This is a genomic window from Enterococcus sp. HY326 (assembly GCF_026157065.1).
In the GTDB taxonomy this organism is placed as follows: Bacteria; Bacillota; Bacilli; order Lactobacillales; family Enterococcaceae; genus HY326.
The window spans coordinates 180,270-203,354 of the sequence record NZ_JANLGQ010000005.1 but is presented as its reverse complement, the minus strand read 5'-3'; the positions used below and the strand labels follow the sequence as shown (position 1 = coordinate 203,354).

The following is a 23,085-nucleotide window of genomic DNA, read 5'->3' as shown; positions in this document are numbered from 1 at the left end:
ACAATAATGCAGGACAAAATAATTAGAACGAGGTGTTCGTATGTCATCAGTCGTAGTTGTTGGAACGCAATGGGGAGATGAAGGTAAAGGAAAGATTACTGATTTCCTCAGTGAAAATGCTGAAGTGATTGCCCGTTATCAAGGTGGAGACAACGCTGGTCATACTATCAAATTTGATGGCGTGACTTACAAATTGCATTTGATTCCGTCGGGGATTTTTTACAAAGATAAAATCAGTGTCATTGGTAATGGCGTGGTGGTCAATCCTAAATCGTTGGTGAAGGAATTGGCTTATTTGCATGAACAAGGCGTGACAACAGAAAACTTACGAATTTCTGATCGAGCGCATGTAATTTTACCTTATCATATCAAATTGGATCAATTGCAAGAGGATGCGAAGGGTGAAAATAAAATCGGCACCACCATCAAAGGAATTGGACCGGCTTATATGGATAAAGCCGCTCGTGTTGGGATTCGGATTGCTGATTTACTAGATAAGGAAATTTTTGCAGAACGCTTGCAAGTTAATTTAGAAGATAAAAATCGCCAGTTTACTAAAATGTATGACTGCGAAGGCATGAATTTTGACGATATTTTTGAAGAATATTTTGAGTACGGTCAACAAATTAAAAAATATGTTACGGATACTTCCGTGATTTTAAATGATGCTTTAGATGAAGGCCGTCGTGTATTGTTTGAGGGGGCCCAAGGCGTGATGTTAGACATCGACCAAGGGACGTATCCTTTCGTGACTTCTTCAAATCCAGTAGCTGGTGGGGTAACCATCGGTAGCGGCGTTGGCCCTTCCAAAATCAATAAAGTGGTTGGCGTGTGTAAAGCATATACCTCTCGGGTAGGGGATGGCCCATTCCCAACTGAATTATTTGATGAAACTGGCGAGCAGATTCGTGAAGTCGGCAAAGAATATGGTACAACAACGGGACGTCCGCGGCGTGTGGGTTGGTTTGATTCTGTTGTGATGCGTCACTCTAAACGGGTATCAGGCATTACCAACCTCTCTTTAAATTCAATCGATGTCTTGAGCGGACTAGACAAAGTCAAAATTTGTACCGCTTATGATTTAGATGGGGAATTGATTTATCATTACCCTGCGAGCTTGAAGGAATTGAATCGCTGTAAACCTGTCTATGAAGAATTGCCTGGCTGGTCTGAAGATATCACCGGCTGTCGCACGTTAGGTGAATTACCAGAAAATGCCCGCAACTATGTGCGCCGCATTTCTGAATTAGTCGGCGTCCGCATTTCAACCTTCTCTGTCGGACCTGACCGTAACCAAACCAATATTTTGGAAAGTGTTTGGTCACAGATTTAATAAGATAAAAGCTTCGAAAAACAGTTCGTTTTGTCTGTTTTTCGAAGCTTTTTTTGTGCTTTATTATCATGGGAAGAGGTGCTGCCTATAAGCTCGTTAAGCTTATTAAATGGACTTCAACGGTAGTTTTTGTGGCTGTAATGGATAATTGCATCTGGTGGAGGTCGGCAATTTCGCGGGCAATTAGAAAGCCTTGCCCGCTGCCCGCATATTCTGCCGCAGTTAGCTGGCGCCCTTTATTTAATTTTCTAAGTGTTTCTTTGGAAATTTCTCTGGAGATACTATTGATAATCGTCAGATTTCCTCTAGAAATGTTTACGATAATTTGGGGACTTTCCCGCTGAGCATTGTCTAGGAGATTTGCTAAAAGTCGAGTCAGTAAAACAGGATTTCCTTGTATCGTTTTTTCGTTACTAATTGTCAAGGATAAATCAGAATAATTGCTGGCTAGTTTTTGGACTATTTCTGAAAGCAGCAGGGGTCCTTTTTTTAGGTCGTCATTTTTTAAATTTCCGACGATTAATAATTCTTCAATCGTCTTTTGCAGAGCTCGCGCTTCTGTCAAAATTTTTTGGGTCATCAACGACTGCTTCTCTGCTGGCTGTTTTGTTCGTAATAATAATTCTGAGTAGCCGGAAATTAAAGTCAGAGGTGTCCGAAGCTCGTGAGCCAAATTTTGAATAGGGCGATAGATTTTTTTTAATTGCCAGTAAAGCACACCGCCTAATATCGCTGAGAGAAAAAGTCCCAAGGCAACGGCAAAAAGAATTTGCTGGTAAAAATTTTGATAGAGCTTTTGGCAGTCCTTTAGATAAACTATTTGGTAAGTGCCATCTGCAGTCACTAGCTGTTGTTTTAAGAGAAAATATTTATCAGCATCCTGCTTTAATATGGTATTAGCCTCAGTTACATTTTCAGAAAGCTCAGGTGGCAGATAGGAAAAAAGACTCTGGCCTTGGCTATCTGTCAGCGCATAGGTTAGGCCCTGCTGCTGGTGAAAGGAAGCCAGCAAGACTAGATTGCTTTGCTCCTCCTCTTGAGCCATTCGATAGAGAGGAAAGGTCAAATTGGTAGCCGTAGCATTAAACGCAGCAAATTCCTTATGCAGCTCTTGATAAAAATTCAGACTGGTGAAGGCTAGTAAAGCTGTAAATAAAATAATTTCAATCAAAGCGAAGACAAAAATGAAATTCTTTTTCCATAGCTGCATCTAGTTGACCTCCAAACGATAGCCTACTTTAAAGACGGTTATTAATTTGTCTTCGAGTTTTAATTTCTTGCGGAGACGTTGCACATGGACATCCACCGTCCGAATATCCCCCAAGTAATCAAGGCCCCACGCTTGTTCCAGTAATTGTTCGCGGGAGAGAGCCATGTTTTTATATTGAATAAAAACAGCTAGTAAATTAAATTCCTGCGGAGGTAGTTCAAGAGGTTCCTCGTTTAAAAAAACCTTGCGTTCCGTCAAGAGAACCTTTAAATTATCCAGTGTAAAAACCTCTTGAGTCACTTGAAAGCGGCGCAAGACTACTTGAACCCGGGCCAACAGTTCATCAATCGCAAAGGGCTTGATTAGATAATCCTCTGCCCCTAAATTTAAGCCTTTGACCCGGTCAGCAACCTCACTACGGGCAGTCAAAAAGATGACAGGAATTTTTAAACGCTGTAGCGTCGGCATTAACTCATAGCCTAAAATATCTGGTAGCTGAATATCCAAAATAATTAAGTCGAAAGCCTGATTTGCCAAAAGCGCAAGAGCCTCCATGCCATTGAAGGCTTGGAGGCAGTGATGGCCAACAGTTTCTAGACTCAGGCTCACTAATTGATTGATATTTTGCTCGTCCTCAACAATTAAAATATTGGCCACGCTCTTTGCTCCTACTCTTTAGGATGACTGGATGCTTCATATAAGGCATCGTTAATTTCTAAAATAATTTCAACTGACAAGTCCTTAACCTGACCATCATAATCAATGTCGTGGGTATCTAAAATTTCTTCAATCACGCCGGTTGAATCATCTTCAGGCGACATTGCCATGGTATCGCTGGAACTTGCCTCCAAAGACATGAGATAGTTTTTATCTTCAATATCTAGCTGATTGCGAGTCAAAATCGGCGCTTCCGGATAAGCATAAAATTGCGATAAGGCTTGTAAATAGTCGAATTGTTCAGAAGTTAAACTGCTTTGGGTAACTTGCTTGACATCGACATTAAATTTTTCGGCAAATTTTGTCATAACTTCTGAGGGATAGCCCAAGTCAACTAAGTAAAAATCTGCTAAGCTTGGCTCACCTTGATCCCAATCTTCGGCTGAAATTTCAGTAATTTCAGTATCGTCAGCTAAAGCTCTTTCTGTTAGATATTGTGAGCCAAATACCCCACCCAAAAAAACTACCACTACACCACAGCTAATCAGTAATGCCTGTTTCCATAATTTTTGCATTTTTTATTCCTCCTCTTATTTGGTACCTTTAGATTAGTGGAAGGATATTGCCAACTTGTAAACAAAACTAATAATTCTGCACTTTTATTATAGCAAAAGAATAAACTAAATTTAAAATCGCTTTCTCTTTGAACCAGTGGAGAAATTTCTAGCTATTCTTTAATTTTGAAGACTTAATTCATTGTTATTAGGTTAAAAATTTGATTAAAAATGGTATGATATTTACAAATAAGTATTTAGGGGGGAAACCATGTATCAGATTATGACGGATTCTTGCTGTGATATTCCTTATCAAATTCTGCAGGAGAAGGCGGTCACGTTTATTCCTATGCTGGTGCAGATGGATGGCCATGAATATCCTGATGACTTAGGGGAAACCTTTGATTATCCGAAATTTTTGGCGGAGATTCAGCGGGGCTCGCAGCCGACGACTTCCCAAATTAATGTCGGACGTTATTTAGAATTTTTTAAAGGCTATGTGGATCAAAATATTCCGGTGCTGTACCTGTGCTTTTCTTCCGGATTGAGCGGTTCTTATCAGAGCGCTCTGCAGGCCGTAGAGATGCTGCGGGAGGAATATGATAAAGACCCGCAAGTTTATGTTTTAGATACGCTAGCGGCTAGCTTAGGGCAGGGCCTATTGGTTTTGAAGGCAGCTGAACTCAGAGACAGTGGATTAGCTTTAGCGGAAATCGTGACAGAACTTGAAAAAATTAAAATGACGGTGCAATCTTGGGTGACTGTTGATGACTTGGACCATCTGCATCGTGGTGGCCGGATTTCTAAAACAGCAGCAACTCTGGGCGGTTTGATGAATGTTAAGCCAATTATTAATGTAGATGCTGCCGGAAAATTACAAAATGTCGGCAAAACCCGCGGGCGTAATAAAGCTCTGCAAAAAGTTGTCGAAGAAACCACTGCTTTGATTGAACATCCAGAACAACAGCAATTATTATTAGCATATGCCGGTGACCACGAAAGTGCGGAGAAGGTTAAAGAAATGGTCTTAGCTCAGCTGCCGGTCAAAGGCCTTGATTTATATCCATTAGGCCCAACGATTACCAGCCATACGGGTTATGGCTGCATCGCATTATTTTCATATGGCGCTGTGAGACAGTAGCAAATAAAAAACGAGGAGTGAAAATTAGCTTTTAGGCTAACTTCACTCCTCATTTTTTTATTTCATTGTGGCTAATTGTTTTTGGACTTCAGGATTTTCTAAGAAGTCGTCATAGGTTGTTTCCGCCCGGTCAACCACGCCTTTATCGGAGATGGCAATAATCCGATTGGCCAAAGTTTGAATAAACTGATGGTCATGGGATGCAAACAACAATGAGCCGGTGAAAGCAATTAAGCCATCATTTAAAGCAGTGATTGATTCCAAGTCCAAGTGGTTAGTCGGATCATCTAAAACCAAAACATTAGCTTTTGACAGCATCATTTTGGACAATAGACAGCGAACTTTTTCGCCACCGGATAAAACATTGACTGGTTTCAAGACTTCATCGCCGGAAAATAACATGCGACCTAAGAAGCTGCGCAAGAAAGTATTGTCATCTTCTTCTTTTGAGGCAAATTGTCGCAGCCAATCTAAAATCGTCATCTCAGAATTAAATTCGCTAGTTGAATCCTTCGGTAAATAAGCTTGGCTGGTGGTCACGCCCCAGCGGACAGAGCCAGTATCTGGTGTGATTTCTCCCATTAAAACTTTAAATAAAGTCGTCGTGACAATATCATTTTCCGCAACAAAGGCCACTTTATCGTCCTTGTTTAAGGTGAAGGAAATATTGTCCAAGATTTTCTTGCCGTCGATAGTCACACTGACATTGTCTACCTGCAATAAATCATTGCCGATTTCTCTTTCGGGTTTGAAGCCGACAAAAGGATAGCGGCGGGATGATGGTTGAATATCATCCAAGGTGATTTTATCCAGCATTTTTTTACGGGAGGTCGCTTGCTTTGACTTCGAAGCGTTCGCACTAAAACGCGCGATAAAGTCTTGTAATTCTTTAATTTGCTCTTCTTTTTTAGCATTGGAATCAGCTTGCAGGCGCGCTGCTAATTGGCTAGATTCTAACCAGAAGTCGTAGTTGCCGACATAGAGTTTAATTTTACTGAAATCAAGGTCGGCCATATGGGTACAGACTTTGTTTAAAAAGTGGCGGTCATGGGAAACGACGATGACCGTATTTTCAAAATTAATTAGAAATTCTTCCAACCAGTTGATTGACTGAATATCCAAGCCGTTAGTCGGCTCGTCTAGTAAAAGGACATCGGGTTTGCCGAAAAGCGATTGAGCCAGTAGGACTTTAATCTTTTGACCAGCTGTCAGTTCGCTCATGTTTTGGTGGTGCAATTCTTCTGGAATATTCAAACCCTGCAGCAAAACAGCTGCTTCTGGTTCAGCTTCCCAGCCATTTAGTTCGGCAAATTCGCCTTCTAATTCAGCGGCTTTGATGCCATCTTCATCAGAAAAATCTTCCTTCATATAAATGGCATCTTTTTCCTTCATGACTTCATAAAGGCGTTTGTGGCCCATCATCACCGTTTCAATCACAGGAACATTTTCATAGTCGAAATGATTCTGACGCAATGTTGCCATCCGTTCATTTGGTCCTAAAGAAATATTACCGGTGGTCGGTTGTAATTCGCCGGAAAGAATTTTTAAAAAGGTTGATTTACCAGCGCCATTGGCACCGATTAAGCCGTAGCAATTGCCGGGAGTAAATTTTATCGTGACATCATCAAAAAGTTTACGATCAGGAAATTGTAAACTTACATCAGTTACAGTAATCAATGAATTATTTTCCTCGCTTTTTTTCGTAGTGGGCACAGGGCCTCTAAGCATTATAGCGGGGAAAAGGGAAACTTTCAAGGCGCCTAGCCTCACAGGTCCAAATCTTTACCCAGCAGTCTGAAAATTGGTTCCTCCTTGCGCTCAACATATTTGGCACCGATAATCCCGGTGAAAAGTGGCTGGCAATTTTTCTGGAAGCCATGCCAGTCGCAAATTTCCCGCATCCGCTCAATGATTTTCTTAGGCGTCAAATCAGGATTTGGCTGATACACCACCAAAGTTTCCGACTCCCCATTGGCTGTTTCAAATTCTAAATGCAGTTCTAACATTTTCTTCATTCCTTTCAAAATTCGTCTTCGCAATAAACACAATTTTTAAAGGAAGAAAATAAACGGAGAAAAGTTTTCTTAAGGAAAAATCAAGAAATTGTGGGAGAGAAATTTTACTTTTTGGAAAATCTTAGCTATTAAGTAAATGGGAAATTAAGTATAGTAAACTAGATGATATAGAAAAAGGGGTTAATAGCATGATTAGACACATTGTTAGCTGGAATCTAAAAGAGGCGGCTTCTACGACCGAAAAAAGAGAGAATGCTGAAAAAATGAAGCGAGATTTGGAATCGTTACATGAGATAGTTCCGGGTATTATCGCGATTGAAGTGATTTTGGATGTATTGCCAACTAGTAATCATGATGTGGTGCTCTACAGCTTATTTGAAAGTGTGGAAACTTTAGCTGCTTATCAAATTCATCCGGAGCATGTACGGGTGAGCAATTGGGCTAGTAGCGTAGTAGAAAATCGAATCTGTGTCGATTTTGAAGTCTAAAAAAAGGAGCTCAGCGATGTGTAAAATCGCTGGGCTCCTTTTTTATTTTACCTGTTTATTTCAACAATTCATTTAATGTTGGCAGGTCATGCACGCCATAACGTTCTTTGAAGGCGGCAATTTCGTCTGCAGGGAATTTGTCAGGGTCTAAATGTAAATCTTCCACCGGTAATGGACGATCATTTTTGATTTTGACATCAATTACAACTGGGCCATCACTGTTTTTAGCTGCATCAAAGGCGGCTGGCAGTTGAGAAATTTCAGTAATAGTGAAGCCTTTTGCACCTAGGGCTTCGCCGGCTTTACCAAAGTCAGCGCCTTCTAGGAAGACACCAAATTCTTTTTGGCCACTGTCTTCTTGTTCGGCTTCAATAAAGCCAAAGGAATTATTGGAGAAGACGATGTTAATGATTGGCAATTTGTATTTGGCTTGGGTGATGATGTCTTGCATCACCATCGCAAAACCACCATCACCACTGAAGGTAAAGACTTGGCGGTCAGGGAAGCTTAATTGAGCGGCAATCCCGCCTGGTACACCATTGCCCATCGTTGCAAACCAACCAGAAGTGGTGTGCAATTGTTGACCGTTTAAATCTAAATTACGAATTGATTGAATAGTTGAGTTACCAACATCTGTGACAAAAACAGCGTTGTCTTCGGCGATACGTTTAACTTGTTTGTAAACTGGTTCTGGCGTTAAATCGCCTTCGGTCACATCTGCGCGGCTTTGTAACCAAGCCCGCCAATTGACAATGTTTTTTTGATTAGCAGCTAACCAAGCATCCGCTGGTCGAGCTTTACCAAATTCTACTAATTTACGTAAAGCCGTTGCGCCATCGCCAAGTACAGTTAAATCAGTTTTGTGACGGCGGCCAAATTTGGAAGCATCAATATCAATTTGAACAAATTTTGCAGCTGGGTTAAAGAAATATGCAGCAAATGGGAAATCACTGCCGACAAATAAAATAAAATCAGCGTCAGCTAAAGCTTCGTTGGCGGGTTTAGTTGCCACTCTGGCAGCAAAGCCTAAAAAGTTGTGATAGCTGTCAGGAATAATTCCTTTGGCTAATACAGCGGCAGCCACTGGCATTGAAAAATGTTCAGAGAAGGCTTGCACCGCATCTGCTCCGCCACGGACACCTTGGCCAACGTACAAGACTGGTTTTTTAGCGGCTTCAATCAAAGGCAAGACAGCTTTCAAATCCGCTTCATCTGGTTGAATGACACCTTTTTTATGATTTTTAGCAGTTGAAATTTCTAAATCATCAATTTCTGCATAACCGTAATCAACAGGGATGGTCACGACTGCAACGCCGTTGTATTTATAAGCTGCTTTAATCGCTTCATCGACAACGTGGGGCAGACTTTCTGGTGTCATAACAGTGCGGTTGTACACACTGACGTCAGCGAACATTGGATTTTCATTTAATTCTTGGAAGGAATTATAATTCATCGCTGTTGAAGCAACTTGACCTAATAAGGCGATAACGGGCACATGATCCATTTGGGCATCGTATAAGCCGTTGATTAAATGAGTGGCGCCTGGTCCAGCTGAACCAAAGACAGCTCCAACTTTGCCAGTTAATTTGGCATCAGCAGCAGCGGCAAGGGCACCGACTTCTTCGTGACGTACTTGAATGTATTTAACTGATTCTCGTTCTTTATACAAAGCGTCCATCGTTGAATTAAATGAGCCGCCAGGTATTCCATAGATATGGTCAATTCCCCAAGATTCGAAGACTTTGATCATTGCGACACCGGCATTAATTTTGTTTGCCATTTCTATCACTCCAATATCTTTTTTAGAATTTCTGAGGTCATTATAACGCGGATAATTTTTAAAAGAAAACAAATGCTCTCAAATAATTTAGGCAAGCCTAGAAATTCGTTTTCTAATATGGTACTCTTGGGTTAGCTATTAATTTGACTTTTTATTTTTGAGGAAATGAAAAAGGAGGGGAAATTATGTTGGCGTGGTTATTTGCATTAAGTCCTTGGCAGCAGGCGCTGGTGGGGACGGGTTTCACTTATTTAATGACCGCTTTTGGAGCGGGACTGGTCTTCTTTTTTAAAAATATCAAAAAGGAAGTCTTGAATTTTATGCTGGGCTTTGCCTCTGGCGTGATGATTGCGGCCAGCTTTTGGTCGCTATTAGATCCAGCAATTGCTCGAGCGGAGGAAAATGGTGACATTGCTTGGTTAGTGGTGGCTATTGGCTTTGGTTTAGGCGGATTATTTCTGTATATCTCAGACAAGACGATTCCCCACATGCATTTCGGACCGAATCATGAAACTGAGGGCTTACCAACCCACTTAAAACGAACAATTTTATTAGTTTTTTCAATTACACTTCACAATATTCCTGAAGGGCTGGCTGTCGGAGTAGCTTTTGGGGCAGCAGCCTCTGCGGATAATCCAAACGCCGCCGTCCTAGCCGCCATCTCGGTAGCTTTAGGAATTGGGATTCAAAACTTTCCAGAAGGTGCCGCTGTTTCGATTCCGTTGCGGCAAGAAGGCCTCAGCCGTTGGAAATCATTTCTTTACGGCCAAGCTTCAGGCATTGTTGAACCGATTGCCGGCATTATCGGTGCTTTATTGGTCAGTCGAGTGACGGTGCTTTTACCGTATGCGCTAGCCTTTGCAGCCGGCGCAATGATTTATGTGGTGGTGGAGGAATTAATTCCCGAAGCCCAACAAAGCATTACTAGCCGCCGCCATTTTGCGGTCTTCGGTGTGATGGTCGGCTTTTTGATTATGATGATTTTGGATGTCGCTTTAGGGTAAAAAATGAATGAAAAAGTCTGGTGAAATGTTCCAATCATTTCACCAGACTTTTTTTGTCTTTGCAGATTTTTCAGTTGTTTTTTGGAGCAAAGTGTTTCCGCTAACTCCATCTTAAGGCTGACTTAAAAATCAGCCGAGAAAAGGATTTTCCCAGGAAAACTTCGTGCTACACTGTGAAAGTTAAAAAAAGCAGGAGGAAAGTTATGCAGAAGTTTTTATCAGGTTTTGATTTGAAAATAATCGGCATCATCTTTATGGTGATTGACCATGTAAATAGTTATTTAGGAAATTTTTTAGGTTGGCCGCTCTGGGTTTCATTACTAGGCCGCTTTGTTGCACCACTGTTTGTGTTTATGCTTGTTGAGGGCTTTCATCATACCAGTAATCGCCAGCGATACTTTCTGCGACTATTTATCGGCGGCATCGGCATGTATGGCATCAATATAGCCCACAATTTGATAACACAAACCAGTTTTGTTAATCCCTACACGGGTGAGTTTGATATTTTCCTACTGTTGCAAGGGCAAAATATTTTTATGACACTGGCATTATTGTTTGCGCTGATTTGGCTCTTAGAAACCATTTTGAAAAAAGGTCTCAGTTGGCAAAAAAGAATTCTGCTGAGTTTGGCACTAATTTTGATACTGCCATTTTTACTGCTCAGTGAAGGCGGACCGTATGAGCTGGTGATGGCGCTGATTTTTTATTTCTTTAGGGGGCAATTCGGCAAGATTGCCCTTGGCGTCTCCTTGTTTAGCGGACTGCTTTTGGCTCATGGCCTCTTCAATTTCCTTTCGTTGCCAGAGATGGGCAGTCTTTATCAAGTTCTAACCTTTGACAATGAATTTATGATGATTACCGTGTTGCCATTTATTTATTTTTACAATGGCCAACGGGGCGGCAGCGGTGCTGCGTGGCAGAAAAATTTGTTTTATTATTTTTACCCACTACACTTGATTATTATTTATGTGCTGCGGGATATTTTAATGGCAATAAATGCTTAAGCGAATGTAGATAGTGTTGACCTCCCGAGGTGCTGAAAGCAATTCGGGAGGTTTTTTCTCGAATAACCGCTTCAATTGGCTAACTTTTTTTCAGATTTTTGTAGACGTAGAAGATTTAATCTCATAACAAAAAACCATCCAGAACATTGGCTTTCAGCTTAGCCGGTCTGTTCTAGGATGGTTTTTACAAATCTACTAACTCATATGCTTCAACAAGCGATTGATATGGACAGCCAGATAAAATGTTTCTTCGTTGGGAATTGTTTTTTTGTATGTTTTCTCCAAAAAGTCCCGAACCTTGACGGCAATTTCGGCCGCTTCAGGAAATAGATTCCACATCTGGTCGTGGAGGGCGGTTTCGCCTTCGTGTAAAAGACTCTCTGAAAAGAAACGTTCCACGAAAAAACGCACATGGGTGATAAAACGTGTGTAATGCAGGGAATCTGTATCCAATTCCCTTTGAATCGAGTAACGAACTAGGTTGACGATTTCGCCGGTCATCTTGGCATAGCGAAAGCCATCAGCTGTATCAGTTTGGCTGACTTGGGCATTAATCAAATGAAAGGCGATGTTGCTAGCCTCTTCTTCTGGCAGGTCAATCTGATATTTTTGGTTGAGTTTTTCCAGAGCGGTTAAAGCCACGGCAAACTCTTTTGGATAATAGCTTTTAATTTCCCAATGGAGGCGGTTGGTAATTGGCAAGTTTTCTTGGCCCCGTTCGACGGCGAAATGCAGGTGGTCAGTCAAAGTCAAATAAAGATTGCTGTTTAGCTCCTTTGCCAACTTTTCTTGGGCATCTTGGATGATGTCACGGGTCAATTCAAAAAATTCAAAGGGAATTTCCCCCACCAGTTCTGCAAGTTGGGACGGTTTCTGTTCGTCAGCTTCTAAAAAAATCTTGTCCACCTGTTCATCAGAAATTTCTTCGCCGGCTTTTTTGCCAAAGCCGATACCTTTGCCCAGCGCAATCATTTCCTGGCCGTTTTTTTCGACGAGGACCACACTGCTGTTGAGAACTTTTTTGATAACGCTCACCAGTTCACCTCCCTTAAAAAATTATTCTGCTAAATAAGCTCCGTTTGTTTCAATTACTTTTTGGTACCAGTAAAAAGAATCCTTCCGCAGCCGGTCATAGGTACCATTACCCTCGTCATCGGCATCGACGTAGATGAAACCATAACGCTTGGACATTTGCGATGTACCGGCACTGACTAAATCAATCGGGCCCCAGCTAGTGTAGCCGACTAAATCAACACCTTCATCAATCGCTTCTTTCATCTGTTTGAAATGGGCGGTGAAATACTCCATCCGGTAATCATCATGAACTTTACCATCCTCGACTTTATCGACAGCCCCCATACCATTTTCAACAATCATTAAAGGTAAGTGATAGCGATCGTACAATTCAATCAAGGAAATTTTCAAGCCTTTCGGATCAATTTGCCAGCCCCATTCAGTAGAAGGCAGGTAAGGATTTTTCACGCCCAATACTGTATTGCCCGGTGTTCTTTCTGCATTCGGGTCAGCAGATTCAGCCATCGACATGTAATAGCTGAAGGAAACAAAATCAACGGTGTGCTCCTTTAATATTTCTAAATCACCAACAACCATTTCTGGCATAACGTGGCGTTTTTGCAAATCCTTCAAAATCATTTTTGGATATTTGCCAAAGACTTGTACGTCCGCATAGAAATCATTTTCTAAATTTTTCTTCAATGTCAGCTCGACATCCAGCGGCGCACAGGTTAATGGGTAGGTCATCAGCTTGGTCAACATACAACCGACTTGGCTGCCGGGAATTTTTGCATGGGCATCTTTGGTGACCAGCGCACTGGCTACAAATTGATGATGCAAAGCTTGGTAAATGTCCGCTTCATATTGACCGGCCGCACTTTTGTCGGGAATAATGCCGGCGGTGGTGAAGGGATGACGATGGATGCTGTCAATTTCATTAAAGGTCAGCCAATATTTTACATATTTTCCAAAGCGGTCAAAACAAACATTCGCAAAGCGGACAAAGTCATCGACTACGCGGCGATTGACCCAGCCATTATAATTTAAGCTCAAGGCAACAGGCATTTCATAATGGGACAAGGTGACAATCGGTTCAATGTTTAACCGTTTCATTTCCTTAAAAACATTTTCGTAAAAAGCGACACCGGCCTCGTTTGGTTCCAATTCTTCGCCAGTCGGAAACAGGCGCGTCCAAGCGATAGATAGGCGCAGTGTTTTAAAGCCCATCTCAGCAAACAAAGCTAAGTCTTCTTGATAGCGATGATAAAAATCAATGCCTCGGCGTTTTGGATACCATTTGTCGGTTTTATCTGCAATCGCCGCTTCAATTGATTCAGTGGTCACTTCCCAGTGGGCCGCATAATTGGTGTTGTCAACATTGGGCTTGTAAGAGGCGATATCAGCGACAGACATGCCTTTGCCGTCAACGTTCCAGCCACCTTCAACTTGATTAGCGGCAATGGCGCCACCCCATAAAAATCCTTTTGGAAATGCATTGTTTGTCATAATATTTCTCCTTTGTATTTTACACTATTGAGATTCTTTTTTTAAGCTAAACTTATCGTTAATAATTTTGATTCATTGGTGACATTGGTATCTTCCTGCAGTGGTTCAACCGTAAATTTATCTTGATTGGTCACCACATAGATGACTGTATCATCAAAGCCGGCTGCTTGAATCGCTTGAATATCAAATTCAATCAGTAATTGGCCTTTTTTCACATGGTCGCCCGCTTGAACTTTCGGAGTAAAGCCAGTGCCTTGCATTTGGACAGTATCAAGGCCGATATGGAATAAAATTTCAGCACCACAGTCTAAACGTAAACCTAAGGCATGACCAGTTTCAAAAACCATCGTCACTTCACCGTCAGCTGGGGCATATAATTTTCCTTCTTCTGGAATAATGCCGACACCGCCGCCGACCATGCCGCTGGAAAATACATCATCTTTAACTTCTGACAAGGGAATGACTTTACCAGTTACAGGACTCATCAATGTTTCTGTATAATCAGCTGTTAAATTTTGCGGCAAAGTTGTTTCTTCCGGCGTAGCTTCTGCTGCTTTGGCATCTTTAAAGGAAACTAAGACAAAGACAAAGGATAGCGCAAAGGAAAGACCGAAGACGACAAAAGCCCAAACTAGATTCATCGCATTACTTGGATCAGCATACATCGTGATACTAGCTAAACCAGGTCCGACTAAAGCGAAGGCCCGAATTGCTGTAATCCCAGCAACAGCACCGCCGATTAAACTGGAAAGCATCACGCTGTATAACACACGTTTATGGAGAATTGTCACTCCATACAAAGCGGGTTCAGTAATACCAAACAAAGCAGAAATTCCGGCTGAGATGGCTGTTGCCCGTAATTTTTTATCCTTTGTTCTCAAGCTGACAGCAAAACAAGCACCAGATTCAGAAATATTATGAGCCAATGAAGCCGGCAGATAAAGTAGTTCCATCCCCAGCTCGCTCATAGAGGAAACCGCATAAGGAATCATCGCTTTGTGCATCCCGGTTACGACCATCAATGGTAAAACGGCAGCCAGTAAACCAGTTGCCACCCAGCCTAAGTTTTCATATAAGGCAACAATTATACTAGAAAAGGCCGTTCCGACGTTAAAGCCAAGTGGTCCTAAAATTAATAGGGCAACTGGCGCTGTAATCAACAAGCTCATCATCGGCACAAAGAAAATCCGAATGGCTTTGAAGGAATATTTAGTGAAGAATTTTTCCATAACAGAATAAAACAGAACCGTTAAGATGGCTGGAAATACTTGGGAGCCATAGTCAATGTTTTCAATACCAAAGGATAACAATGAGGTTCCTTCTGAAATCATCGCTGTCAAGCTTGGTAAAATCATCACGCCGACAACTGAGACCGCAACAAGCTCATTGACCTTTAATTTCTTGGCGGTCGTAATCGCTACGAGAATCGGTAAAAAGTAAAGGGGAGCGCCGCCGACTTGATACAAGACTTGATAAGTCGAGCTTTGGTCGCTCATCACGCCCAACAGGGAAGCTAATAATAAAAGCGAACGTAAAATTCCGCCACCGGCAATCGCTGGAATCAAAGGTTGGAAAACGGAAATAATAAAATCAAGTACAACGGCGCCAATTTTTTGTTTTTCTTTGGGGCCATTATTTTCTGAGCCGCCAGTGTCTACTGTGTCACCGATTAGTTTTTTAACTTCATCAAAGACTTCGACAACTTCATTGCCGATGATAACTTGGGTCTGCACATTTTGGCGCACACCCATCACGCCGTCGATATTTTCCAGCGCCGCTTTATCAGCCTTCTTGCTGTCTTTTAAAGTAAAACGCAATCTAGTGGAGCAATGCTCCAAATGGGAGACATTTTCTTTCCCGCCAATTTCTTGAACGATTTCTTTTGCTGTTTCTTGGTAGTTCATACAATCCCTCTTTTCTAATTTGTCTGCATCCACTTGGCCGAATGGACGCAAAAAAGGCAGCACTTAAATAAATCGACAGTCCATCCCTAGAGAATTAGACTAACAACTTATTTAGGTCCTGCCTGCATTACCAGTCACATGCCTGTAATTAATATGTATGTATCATAGCACAATTATTTGGAAACGCAAACATTTTTTTAATTATTTTAGGTTGTTTACAAAATGTGGAGATTTTCCACTGAAACAAAAAGGCTGTTGCGAATAAAAAAACTCACGTACTCCCGCTAGAAGGAAGTACGTGAGTTAAATTTTATGTGAACCGAGCTCGCAGTGTTTAATAATATCTGCGGCGGGAGTCTTTTGGTGTTGTCAGCCAGCGAACCAGCCAAATAGCTAGAGCGATTGGCAGAGCAATTTTCACAGCCACCCAGAGGATACCGCCGATTAAACCAAAGAGGATATTTAAGACAATACCTGCCACGATAAACAAACCGATAACTTTTAATATATTGACAATAGGGGATGAACTTCTCATAATAATCTGCCTCATTTCTCTTGAATTAGTATATATATACTTTAACAAGAACGCGTGTTATCGACATCCATCTAAAGACTGATTTTCTTCTCAGACCTCTTAAAAGAGTAAAATCTCGCAAAAAAAGCTGAAAAAGCCTAAAATATGAAATTAGATAAGAGAGAGATGTGAGGAGATAAAAATGTCAAAAACACGGATTGAGGCTTTTACCGATGCGGTGATTGCCATTGTCATGACTTTGCTGGTGTTAGAAATCGCTACCCCCAGCGAGCCGACTTGGAGTGCTTTTTTTGAGTCAGAACATAAGATTTTGGTCTATGTCATCAGCTTTGTCACTCTAGCCATTTATTGGAACAATCACCACCACATGTTTCAAATTGTTCACCGAATCAACGGTAAAGTCTTATGGGCCAATAACTTTTTGATTTTCACCTTGTCGCTATTTCCTTTTGCGACGGCTTGGGTAGGAGAAGGCCTTTTCGCTTGGCCGCCGCAAGCTGTTTACGGTTTTGTTACCCTTGGCGCCAATGTAGCGTATTATATTTTAAATACGACTCTGGTGAAGGCCAACGGCAAAAATTCGGCGATTGGTGTGCTGAATAGCGACCATACGAAATTATTTATTTCGATTGGTGCTAATATTTTAGGCCTGCTCTTAGGCTACTTTGTGGCGCCAATTCTGGTGATTGTCATCAATACTTTGGTGCTGCTCATCTGGGCAGTGCCGCAAAAGAAAATTGAAGAAAATATCGATAAGTACGCCGGCAAATAAAAAGCCAGCTGCTCCTGTGGTCCTAAAGCAATTTAGGTTTCCATAGCGGCAGCTGGTTTTTATTTTAATAAATTAAGCTAAGCCATTATCCTGAATGACTTTTTGATACCAATAGAAACTATCTTTTTTATAGCGTTTTAAATCCTTCAAATCAAAATCATCTCGGTTGACATAAATAAAGCCGTAACGTTTTTTGTAGCCTTCATGGGTACTGATTAAATCAAGGGCGCTCCACGGGCAATAGCCGAATAATTCAACGCCATCTTGAATCGCTAAGTAGACCTGTTGGATATGGTCATTCAAATAGTCAATCCGGTAATCATCATGCACCTGACCATCTTCAGTCAAGATATCCTCTTGACCTAAGCCGTTTTCCGTAATTAACAACGGCAGCCGATAACGGCTATAAATTTGATGTGCTGTGGTTCTCAGGCCCACTGGATCAATGGCCCATTTAGAAAAAGCCGTGGTTTGCAGCTGCTCGTTTTGTTCCATTTGGAAAAAGCCCGGTAGTGAAAAACCAGATTGCTGATCTTTAGCACCGCCTCCTTTGGTATTCGCTCCGGAAACGGTCATCGAATTATAATAATTAAAAGCGATAAAATCAGCGGTGCCCGCCAGCATGATTTCGCGGTCTTCTTCAGTCACTTCAGGTGCTGCGTGGAGCGTTTCTAAAATATGCCAAGCCATAGTGTTATAGGTGCCAAAAACAGCTGCATCCAAGAACAGCCAATTGCGAATAGCCGACATATATTCTGCCGCCAGCATATCCTCTGGCGCTTCTGTTTTGGGATACACACAGGCGATGTTTGGTGCCGGGCCAATTTTGCCAGGATAATGGCCCTCATGGTAAAGTTTCATCACTTTGGCTTGCGCCACTAGCATATGGTGATTGCCCTGAAAGACATCCTTCCAATCGGCTTGCTCGCCGCCGATGGCTGCACCGGCAAACACCAACATGTTTTGTTCATTAATTGTCTGCCAATAGTTGATTCGATCACCAAAATTATCAAAAAGTACTTGGCAATACTCGACAAAAGCATCAATTGTCTTCCGATTGCTCCAACCACCTTGCGCTTGTAGCGAAGCCGGCAAATCAAAATGAAAAACCGTTGGAATAGGTTCGATGCCATTAGCCAGCAGCTCATCAATTAACTCCTGATAAAATTGCAACCCCGCAGGATTGAGTTTGCCATTAGGCAGCACCCGCGTCCAAGCAATCGAAAAACGATAAGCCTTCAAGCCCAACTCTTTAAATAATTGAACATCTTCTTTCATATGATGATAGTGATCAGAGGCAACCTTAAAATCCGTGGTTCCCGGAACTGGCGGCCGGACATCTTGAACGGACGGCTCCTTGCCATCTTCATTCCAAGCCCCCTCTACTTGATAAGCACTGGTGGACGCCCCCCATAAAAAATCCTTTGGAAAAGTATTCATGCAAACGCTCCTTTCATTGATAACTTTATTATAAAATAGAATCCGCTTACTTTGTAGTGTTGAGTTAAGTTGTTCTGATAGACGTTGAAAATTTAAATAATTCTATTTGATATATCAGTAGGGTGAGCTGCACTTGGCTGAATATAAAAGATATTACAATCAAGTACGTCTGTTGGTCTTACGATGAAATATTAAGCAGCTAAAAGAAATTATCGTCTCGTCATCTAATCAAAGCTAGCTTTCTTTTTAGACAATGGATGATAAATAATAATGATCGTAATTAAAACGGTTTCTATTTAAACTATATTGAATCAAGTTGTCTGCGTTCACTTTTTTTATAGATTTAGCTAAAAATGACAGGGGTGACTAACAAGTTTTATTTTTTAGTGGAATTATTCTTTTTCGAAAGATTTTTAAAGAAAATCGCTATATTTTATTCATATTTCAATAATTTTTGTACAGTTGAATCTGATGAGCAAGAAAAAACTAATTTGCTAAAAAGCAGATGCAAGTCAAGGTTTTGACGAAAAAAGAGCCGGGGAATAGACTAATGAACGTACTCAGTCGTACAAAAATAAAGGAGATGTTACATTATGTTTAAAAAAGCAATTATTAGCGGGGTTAGCCTTGTAGCCTTAACAGTTTTATTAGCAGCTTGTGGATCAAGCACAACTTCTTCCAGCTCAAGCAGCACAAGTGAATCGACTTCTATGAGTTCTTCCATGAGCACAAGCTCTTCTAGTGAAGCAACTGCTACAAGTGCAACAGCTGGCGAAATTATCGGTAGCGATACAAGTTCAGATGGTTCTGCAACAGAAATTACTTTACCTGGTGATACAGTAACTTTTGAAGTGCCGGCTTCTAGCAGCGAAGAATATTTACACTTTGCCTTTATGCACGCAGCTTCTGGTGAAAAAGGCTGGTACTTTGCCCCTGAATCTGAAGATGGCATTGCCTTGAGCTCTTCTATGTTTGATGACGCTGACACAGTAGACATCACTGACCAAATCGCTTTGTTCGCCGCTCCTGATGCAACAACTTCAACAGCAGTGACAGCTAACGATGGCGATTTAATGTATGGTACTTCTGATAACTATTTGAAAGCAACTGTGACAATGGAAAATGATATGTATGTAATCACCATTGAAAATACTTCAACTGGCGACTATGAAACGCCATTCTCTTCTGGTGTTTGGGAAGTAACTGACATGAAAGAAACTAGCTTTGACCACACTGCTTCTGCTGCTCTTTCTACATTGGCAACCTCTGGTAAACGGGCTGACCTTTACACAGAAGTCAAAGAAGACTTAAACTAATCAGACCTGTCATTAAATAAAAATTGAGAGAGGATTCTCTTTTTCAACTCACCTGTAACTCATTGGCTAAGGCTAATGAGTTACTTCTTTTTTATTTCGGTAGTATACTGGCAACACGAATCAGGACAGGAGGATGACCCATGAAAAATTATGATAATATTATTATCGGCTTCGGCCAAGGACCTAAAGTATTGGCTAATACCATGACCGCCCGCGGAGAAAGCGTGGCTGTGATTGAGGCAAGTCGTAAGCGCTATGGAGGTACCTGTTTCACAATAGGCTGTATTCCTTCTAAAGAACTTTTGTATGCTTCACAACATCCTGATCAAGCACTCTCGCAAAAAGAAAATTATCGTCAAGCCGTGCTAGAAAAAATGGCGACTGTTGAGGATTTACGTTCTGTCGGTTACCATATGATTGCTGATGGCGGAGCAGATATTATTAATGGCAAAGCCTCTTTTGTTGATGAGCATCATGTAAAGGTGACGGATGCGGCTGGTAACGAAACCATCTTATTCGGAGAACGAATTATTATTAATACCGGAGCCACCACCGCTTATCCAGAAATCAGCGGATTAAAAGATAGTAAATACGCATATGATAGCACTAGTATTATGGAATTATTTGATTTGCCGGATCGTTTAACCATTATTGGTGGCGGAGCCATCGGCTTGGAAATGGCGACGATTTATAATAACTTTGGTACGCAAGTCACTGTTTTAGACACTTACACAAGCTTTTTGCCGAAATATGACCGGGAAACCGCCGACGCAATTTTAGCAAATTTGACTGCAGAAGGCATTCGGATTTTCTCAGGCGCAACGATTGAAGAAATTGTTGATGGCTCCCATGATGCTGAGGTGCTATTTACTCTTGGAGAAAAAGAACCCCTAAGCATTAAAGCCGACGCAATTCTAGTTGCTACCGGCCGGCGTCCACAAACCGAGGGCCTAAATTTGGCAGCGGCTGGTGTCGAGTACGATGACAAAGGTATCAAATACAACGACCACCTGCAAACCAATATTCCTCACATCTTTGTTGAAGGAGATGTCAAAGGCGGTGGCCAATTCACCTATATTTCTCTTTCTGATAATCGCATTATTGCGGACTTTTTATATGGTGAAAAACAACTGACCGTCTCCAAAGAACAAGCGGTCTATCCACTAGTTTTGTTTTTAAACACACCAGTGGCTTCAATCGGTGTCCATGAAGAACAAGTTGACAAAGCCAATGTTTTAACGAGCTTTTTACCGGCATCAGGCACCCTGCGTTCCAGAATTACCGGTGACACTACAGGATTTATGAAAACGGTGGTGGACAAGGAGACTCACCAAATTTTAGGCGCAACGCTGTATATTGAAAATTCGCCAGAGGTTATTAACTTACTCAGCTTAGCTATGAGAGAAAATTTGCCTTATGAATCACTGACGAATTTAACTTACAGCCATCCAGTTACGAGCGAAATGTTATTTTTCTTATACAATAGCTTAGTCTAAGAAATTCGATAAAATTATCATTAATAAACAAGTCAAAATTTTAGCTCAGCGGCTATTGTCGTTGGGCTTTTTTTGTAGACCAATAAATTTCGCTTAGGCTGTTAGATGTGATATGAAAAAATTAACATCAAAAAGCTCCGCGCACCTTTATAGTATAATAAATCAAGTAAGGGCAGAAACTGACCAACTATGATTAGTAAGGGGTAAATGGGTTGCGTAAATTTTTCAAAAAGCCAATATCAAAAAATATAGGAATTATTTTTCTTGTTAGCTTTGTTTTAGTACTGCCGCAAATTATTTCCGGTAAGATGATTATCGGGTCGGATGCCATCTTCCATTTCAATCGCTTCTTTGACACAGCGCAGCAGATTGAACAGCAGGATTTCCAGTTTTTCATTTCCCTCTATGGCTTTCAACAGACTGGCCGAATAGTCACGCCCGTGTATTCACAGATATTTTCTTATTTCTTTGGACTGATTTTGCTGCTGTGTCAGTCATGGTATAGGTTTCAAATTATTACTAATTTCCTGCTCTTTTTAACGGCAGGATTGTCTATATATTTTTTATTAAGAAAAATGGCAATAAGAGAGCAGCTGGCACGGAATTTCAGTGTAATTTATATGACAACCTACGCTGTTTCCTATTGGGTCATCCGGCAGGGGTATTCCAGCTGGGGAGCGGTTTTGCTGCCGCTGTGCTTGATTCCTTTGGTTGATTTAATCAAGTCGCAGCGATTTAGACCACTGCCAATCGCATTTTCAATGGCAGTGATGTTTCAACTGCACTTTTTATCTAGTATTTTTCTGGCGATACTCTATTTATTTGCCTATCTATATTGTTTTTTTTAAAGAGAAAATAAGCAACAGCTGTTGCTCCAACTGCTACTCTCCGTGGCAATTTTTTTGCTGCTGACGACAAATGTCTGGTACTCATTGGGGACGATTTATAGCGGAAATCAGCTTGTGCAGCCCTTTATTAATCGGGGGATTTATAACCAAACAATCACAAGTAGCAGCTGGTATTGGTTGATTAATCCATTTATTTTGCCGATTATCATTCTGCTTGTTCTGCTGCTTAGCTTCAAAAAGTTTAAAAATTTTTCGCCGTTAAATAAGTTCTTTACGCTGTCATTTGTTTTCTTTACCATTTTATCGTCAAATTTATTCCCCTGGAAATTTTTATATGAAATGGATTTTGTCATGGTGCAGACAGTCCAATTTCCTTTTCGTTTTTTTGTGCCGGCAACGATTTGTTTGTTGAGTGGGCTGGCCTTATCAATCTCTGAGGGCCAGCTGGTTTGGTTGAAAAAATATCAAAAGCTGGCACCTGTTGTTATCGGCTTATGTATTAGTCATTCATTGATTTTATATACGGTGACTTTGTCAGACTGGGACAAGGAAGATGCTTCATTTATCAACAGTGGCAAGCATGTTTTTTTAGCAACTGATGATTTTCAGCAGATTAAAGCTTCGTTTTATAGTGATGATTTGTCCTTGTCCTTGGCTTTGGTTGAAAAATCAACACCAGATTATCTGCCGTTATATTCCACTGAGAAGAAAAACAATTATGATCTTTATGAGGAATATATTTTGTTCAATGAAAAACATTTTTCAAAGCAGGTGAAAGACGGCCAGCTAATTGTTCAGTGGACTAGTGAGACAGATGATGAGGAAGTCATTGTGCCTGTCATAAAATATCAGCAGACCAAATTAATCTTTAATGATCAAGAGCTGACAGCGGCTCGGTTGACAGAAATAGGTAATCCAATTGTCAACAGTCAGTTGGGAGAAAATACGTTAATTCTCTCTTATTAGTAGGGATTTTAGTTGGATATTTGACCGAGTGCCAAACCTTCTGAATTTTTTATGGAAGTTAATGAAGGTGAAACTTATGAAATTTGGTAACACGGAAAAAAT

Annotated in this window: 21 protein-coding genes; 10 read left to right on the top strand and 11 right to left on the bottom strand. The window is 41.1% G+C overall.

What is annotated here, in order from left to right; genetic code table 11:
* Positions 1-40 precede the first annotated feature (40 nt).
* Positions 41-1,333 (top strand): adenylosuccinate synthase, encoded by a 1,293-nt coding sequence (locus ORH16_RS13745; RefSeq protein WP_265459422.1) that lies wholly within the window; start codon positions 41-43, stop codon positions 1,331-1,333.
* An 85-nt stretch (positions 1,334-1,418) separates the two neighbouring features.
* Here ORH16_RS13745 and ORH16_RS13740 read toward each other — a convergent pair whose 3' ends face one another.
* Genes ORH16_RS13740 through ORH16_RS13730 form a run of 3 tightly spaced genes read right to left on the bottom strand, consistent with a single transcriptional unit; the run spans position 1,419 to position 3,775 of the window.
* A complete protein-coding gene (locus ORH16_RS13740) occupies positions 1,419-2,543 on the bottom strand; it encodes a sensor histidine kinase (RefSeq protein ID WP_265459421.1) in 1,125 nt (374 codons plus the stop codon).
* Positions 2,544-3,200, bottom strand: a complete 657-nt coding sequence (locus ORH16_RS13735; protein ID WP_265459420.1) for a response regulator transcription factor — start codon at positions 3,198-3,200, stop codon at positions 2,544-2,546.
* Positions 3,201-3,211: 11 nt separating this feature from the next.
* Complete coding sequence (locus ORH16_RS13730; RefSeq protein WP_265459419.1) at positions 3,212-3,775, bottom strand: hypothetical protein; 564 nt, start codon at positions 3,773-3,775, stop codon at positions 3,212-3,214.
* Positions 3,776-4,025: 250 nt separating this feature from the next.
* On the opposite strand from ORH16_RS13730, the gene ORH16_RS13725 reads away from it, so the two are divergent.
* Positions 4,026-4,895 carry a DegV family protein gene (locus ORH16_RS13725; RefSeq protein WP_265459418.1) on the top strand — a complete coding sequence of 290 codons (870 nt, stop codon included), beginning with the start codon at positions 4,026-4,028 and terminating at the stop codon, positions 4,893-4,895.
* A gap of 57 nt (positions 4,896-4,952) precedes the next feature.
* Here the strand turns inward: ORH16_RS13725 and ORH16_RS13720 are convergent, their stop codons facing one another.
* Both ORH16_RS13720 and ORH16_RS13715 read right to left on the bottom strand, forming a co-directional pair.
* Positions 4,953-6,572, bottom strand: a complete 1,620-nt coding sequence (locus ORH16_RS13720) for an ABC-F family ATP-binding cassette domain-containing protein (protein WP_265459570.1) — start codon at positions 6,570-6,572, stop codon at positions 4,953-4,955.
* Between the two features lie 89 nt (positions 6,573-6,661).
* Entirely contained in the window at positions 6,662-6,901 is a 240-nt protein-coding gene (locus ORH16_RS13715) for a DUF2922 domain-containing protein (protein ID WP_265459417.1), read from the bottom strand.
* Positions 6,902-7,098: 197 nt separating this feature from the next.
* On the opposite strand from ORH16_RS13715, the gene ORH16_RS13710 reads away from it, so the two are divergent.
* The gene (locus tag ORH16_RS13710; protein WP_265459416.1) at positions 7,099-7,398 is read left to right on the top strand and encodes a Dabb family protein; all 300 of its coding nucleotides are present in this window, start codon (positions 7,099-7,101) and stop codon (positions 7,396-7,398) included.
* Positions 7,399-7,453: 55 nt separating this feature from the next.
* Here the strand turns inward: ORH16_RS13710 and spxB are convergent, their stop codons facing one another.
* A complete protein-coding gene (spxB, locus tag ORH16_RS13705) occupies positions 7,454-9,178 on the bottom strand; it encodes a pyruvate oxidase (protein WP_265459415.1) in 1,725 nt (574 codons plus the stop codon).
* Positions 9,179-9,363: 185 nt separating this feature from the next.
* Between spxB and ORH16_RS13700 the strand changes: the two genes are divergently transcribed.
* Entirely contained in the window at positions 9,364-10,182 is an 819-nt protein-coding gene (locus tag ORH16_RS13700; RefSeq protein ID WP_265459414.1) for a ZIP family metal transporter, read from the top strand.
* A gap of 203 nt (positions 10,183-10,385) precedes the next feature.
* A complete protein-coding gene (locus ORH16_RS13695) occupies positions 10,386-11,186 on the top strand; it encodes a TraX family protein (RefSeq protein WP_265459413.1) in 801 nt (266 codons plus the stop codon).
* A gap of 195 nt (positions 11,187-11,381) precedes the next feature.
* Here ORH16_RS13695 and ORH16_RS13690 read toward each other — a convergent pair whose 3' ends face one another.
* The 4 genes from ORH16_RS13690 to ORH16_RS13675 all read right to left on the bottom strand — a co-directional run bounded on the left by ORH16_RS13690 (position 11,382) and on the right by ORH16_RS13675 (position 16,145).
* Complete coding sequence (locus ORH16_RS13690; RefSeq protein WP_265459412.1) at positions 11,382-12,221, bottom strand: PRD domain-containing protein; 840 nt, start codon at positions 12,219-12,221, stop codon at positions 11,382-11,384.
* Positions 12,222-12,242: 21 nt separating this feature from the next.
* On the bottom strand, positions 12,243-13,706 hold the full coding sequence (locus ORH16_RS13685) for a glycoside hydrolase family 1 protein (RefSeq protein ID WP_265459411.1): 1,464 nt from the start codon (positions 13,704-13,706) through the stop codon (positions 12,243-12,245).
* A 41-nt stretch (positions 13,707-13,747) separates the two neighbouring features.
* Entirely contained in the window at positions 13,748-15,610 is a 1,863-nt protein-coding gene (locus ORH16_RS13680; RefSeq protein WP_265459410.1) for a beta-glucoside-specific PTS transporter subunit IIABC, read from the bottom strand.
* 334 nt (positions 15,611-15,944) lie between these two features.
* Positions 15,945-16,145: a hypothetical protein gene (locus ORH16_RS13675; protein ID WP_265459409.1), complete on the bottom strand. Its 201-nt coding sequence runs from the start codon at positions 16,143-16,145 to the stop codon at positions 15,945-15,947.
* 181 nt (positions 16,146-16,326) lie between these two features.
* Here ORH16_RS13675 and ORH16_RS13670 point away from each other — a divergent pair, with 181 nt between their 5' ends.
* On the top strand, positions 16,327-16,917 hold the full coding sequence (locus tag ORH16_RS13670) for a TMEM175 family protein (RefSeq protein ID WP_265459408.1): 591 nt from the start codon (positions 16,327-16,329) through the stop codon (positions 16,915-16,917).
* A gap of 72 nt (positions 16,918-16,989) precedes the next feature.
* Here ORH16_RS13670 and ORH16_RS13665 read toward each other — a convergent pair whose 3' ends face one another.
* The gene (locus ORH16_RS13665; RefSeq protein ID WP_265459407.1) at positions 16,990-18,357 is read right to left on the bottom strand and encodes a glycoside hydrolase family 1 protein; all 1,368 of its coding nucleotides are present in this window, start codon (positions 18,355-18,357) and stop codon (positions 16,990-16,992) included.
* A gap of 593 nt (positions 18,358-18,950) precedes the next feature.
* Between ORH16_RS13665 and ORH16_RS13660 the strand changes: the two genes are divergently transcribed.
* From ORH16_RS13660 to ORH16_RS13645, 4 genes are all read left to right on the top strand, one after another.
* Positions 18,951-19,673 (top strand): hypothetical protein, encoded by a 723-nt coding sequence (locus tag ORH16_RS13660; RefSeq protein WP_265459406.1) that lies wholly within the window; start codon positions 18,951-18,953, stop codon positions 19,671-19,673.
* A 140-nt stretch (positions 19,674-19,813) separates the two neighbouring features.
* The gene (locus ORH16_RS13655; RefSeq protein ID WP_265459405.1) at positions 19,814-21,169 is read left to right on the top strand and encodes a dihydrolipoyl dehydrogenase family protein; all 1,356 of its coding nucleotides are present in this window, start codon (positions 19,814-19,816) and stop codon (positions 21,167-21,169) included.
* 212 nt (positions 21,170-21,381) lie between these two features.
* Positions 21,382-22,017, top strand: coding sequence for a hypothetical protein (locus ORH16_RS13650; protein WP_265459404.1), 636 nt, complete (start codon positions 21,382-21,384; stop codon positions 22,015-22,017).
* Between the two features lie 42 nt (positions 22,018-22,059).
* Positions 22,060-22,983 (top strand): hypothetical protein, encoded by a 924-nt coding sequence (locus ORH16_RS13645; protein WP_265459403.1) that lies wholly within the window; start codon positions 22,060-22,062, stop codon positions 22,981-22,983.
* The last annotated feature ends 102 nt before the right edge of the window (positions 22,984-23,085 follow it).